Here is a 2,927-nt window from a genome sequence, read left to right as displayed (position 1 = left end):
CGCGGGAGAAACATGGTTACTGCTCATGCATGGAGCATCCCAGGATACGTGTGTCATCATAACCGCCTGTATTGATGAATGAAGCCGGAAAGCATCGGCACACCCAATAGATCATTCTATGGGGCCGGCAACCACCGATCCCGACCCCAATTATAAGTCCGAAATCGGGTCTTTATGGACAGACACTAAATAGAGCCTCTAATGCCGGGCGAACCGGAAAGGACTGGGAGCGCTCGGCTGTTTCCATGTTTCAAATCCGAACCGGCGATTGTGAAAGACGTCGTCGGTTTTTTTGTTCAGCGGGGTTTGCCTATACCGACATTCCATCTGAGGCCTCTCCGATCACTTCGATATCGGGATCCGAATCGAGCATAACCCTCGCGCCTTCCCGAATAAGCGTCTGGTCATCAGCAATGAAGATGCTGTATCTCCGCTCGCCCATATCCAATTCCCTGAACATGGCTTTGTCGGTTCCGACGCTCCTGTCCGCAAACAGAGTCGGCGGCGCCCATGACTCTTAAGTCCAAGCCGTTTTCAGAAGAAGAGATCAAGCGGATTCGAGACGGTCACCACGCCGGCGGTCGACGTCCGGCCAGTCCGGAAAGCAGGAAGAGGATGAGAATAACGAGAAAAAGAAAAAACAAAATCGTGGCCATCCCTGCAGCCGCAGCGACTCCTCCGGTTAACCCGAAAACGACCTCGACGGCAAAAACGATGAAAATAATCAGTGACCAGTAAAACATGTCGTCACCCATTGCGAGAGGGTCGGTGCAGGCTTGACCCAGGGCGGATGCCTTATCATGGTTACCTCTATCTCACATTCAAATTTACTTTAAAATATCCCCTATCATGTATTTTGTGGCGTTTTCTCCTGTATGCTTGAACAACCCGGTTGCCGGTGATCGTGAAGTCCGAAGTCGTCCTCGGAGTCGGCTTACGAGGTCTTCCGCTTTGCGTTCATACGTGATATTGTTATCCTCGTATGACGCCGACCGCCCATAGGGGAACACTCCGGTATTTCTCGTCCTCTCGGCCTGCTCAATCTCTGGAACCAGGACCGGGCGTTGCTCGCGCGATGGGTTCTTTGTCTGTAAATATCATGGAATTCCATTCGAAGCTGATCGCAGAAAACCGGTCAGGACGCGTACCAAGGAATTCATGGTCGGACCCGGCCCATTGTCCCGATCTGAAAGAGGGACTTTAACTCTTTGTATTTGTTCGATATCGGGGGAAATACGATCTTACATCAAGTCCGCGAATACAAGAGGAAGCGTTTACTGCCTACATGCATATTTCGACCAAAATACAGGCTTGACCGCATTTACACCCGGTGCGCGCCGTTGGAAGAGGTCATTTGGATCCGTCCACCGCATTTCGAAAGAGGGGATCTTCGCTTTATTACGGCGCCCTCTCCTGGTAGATCGACGCCGTCGGATTCCTAGCTCCACACCGGATAGGTGACATCCGAAAACATGCAGCCTGTAATGACGGGGAACAGACGAAGAAAACCTCCCGTCAACCGGATATCACGATGAAACCACAAGTCATGAAGCTGTTTCTTGTCCTTCCTGCCCTGGCAGTGGGTCTGTTAGTGTTCCCTTCGTGTTTGGGCGCCAACCCCGCTCTGCCGTATCCCGGAATTCATCTGGAAGAAATCGTTTTACCTCCGGGTTTTCGCATTTCCCTCTACATGAAGGGATTGCCGGGCGCCCGATCCATGGCCCTGGGGCCCAGAGGGACCCTCATCGTAAGCACCCGCAAGGAAGGCAAAGTGTATGCCGTGCAGGATCTCGATGGAGATCATCGAGGGGATGGGGTGCTCACCATTGCCGAAGGGCTTCATGAGCCCAATGGTGTGGCGTTCCGACTTTCCTGACGATGAACATCACGGCTGGAAGTATATTGCCTTTGGTCCCGACGGGAAACTCTACGTTCCGGTAGGAGCGCCTTGCAACATCTGCGAGAGAAAAGATGAACGGTATGCCGGTATTATGCGAATGCAGCCGGACGGAACAGACCTCGAGATCTTTGCGGAGGGCATTCGAAATACGGTAGGTTTTGACTGGCATCCGGTAACGAAGGCTCTGTGGTTCACCAACAACGGCCGTGACTGGATGGGTGACGATCAGCCTCCGGATACCCTTCATCAGGCGCCGAAACCGGGCCTTCACTTTGGATTTCCCTATTGCCATGCGGGCCGTATCCCGGACCCTGAGTATGGTGATAAGAGAAAATGCAGCGAGTTCGCCGGCCCGGCCATTGATCTCGACCCCCATGTAGCGGCCCTTGGAATGAAATTTTATACAGGCAACATGTTTCCCGAAGCCTACAGGAACCGGATCTTCATCGCGGAGCACGGATCTTGGAATCGCTCCAATCATGTCGGATATCGCGTCACGCTGGTTCGCCTCGAAGGCGACCGCGCCGTAGACTATAAGGTTTTTGCCGAGGGATGGCTTCAGGGTAAGTTTGCATGGGGACGCCCCGTGGATGTTCTAGTCATGCCGGACGGCGCTTTACTGGTGTCGGACGACCGCGCCGGGGCTGTTTACCGGATTACATATGAAAATACCAAACGGGCGCCGGCTAGGTAAGCGAAAAGAGAGGTAACACTTCGCTCAACAATAAGAAGGATGAAACTCCATGGGCAACGGGCAAAAAAGAATTCTTGTCGGTGTGGACGGATCGGAACAGGCGTTCGAGGCGGTTCGTTACGTTGCTGGTATGTGCTCTCATGGCGGCGTCGAAATCGTCCTGATGAACGTGATGAGCGAGGTGCCGGTGATGTTTTACGACCTGGACGTCGTGGATAATTGCCAACCCAAGTATGTTGCGCTCGATGAATGGTTGAAGTGCGAGCGGGAAGGCGCTCGCCAGCTCATAAAGAAAGCCGTGTCCATACTCGGGGAACTGGGTGTGGACAAGTC

Annotated in this window: 2 protein-coding genes and 1 pseudogene; 2 read left to right on the top strand and 1 reads right to left on the bottom strand. The window is 53.3% G+C overall.

Translation table 11 applies throughout. The features are described from left to right. Positions 1 to 566 precede the first annotated feature (566 nt). A complete protein-coding gene (locus HY788_15650; protein ID MBI4775576.1) occupies positions 567 to 743 on the bottom strand; it encodes a DUF1328 domain-containing protein in 177 nt (58 codons plus the stop codon). Between the two features lie 803 nt (positions 744 to 1,546). Between HY788_15650 and HY788_15645 the strand changes: the two are divergent. Together HY788_15645 and HY788_15640 are read left to right on the top strand one after the other, a co-directional pair. Next, positions 1,547 to 2,594 (top strand): annotated as a pseudogene (locus tag HY788_15645) (sorbosone dehydrogenase family protein). A 49-nt stretch (positions 2,595 to 2,643) separates the two neighbouring features. Beyond that, the coding region (locus HY788_15640) for a universal stress protein (GenBank protein MBI4775575.1) at positions 2,644 to 2,927 on the top strand (284 nt) is incomplete at its 3' end.

Source organism: Deltaproteobacteria bacterium (assembly GCA_016208165.1).
In the GTDB taxonomy this organism is placed as follows: domain Bacteria; phylum Desulfobacterota; class Desulfarculia; order JACQYL01; family JACQYL01; genus JACQYL01.
Note: the sequence above shows the minus strand (reverse complement) of the source record. Positions and strands in the feature narration are given on the sequence as shown.

What these genes read in the sequence shown, in the direction of transcription:
- HY788_15650 (MBI4775576.1), bottom strand. Translation starts at nt 743, where the DNA reads ATGTTTTACTGGTCACTGATTATTTTCATCGTTTTTGCCGTCGAGGTC.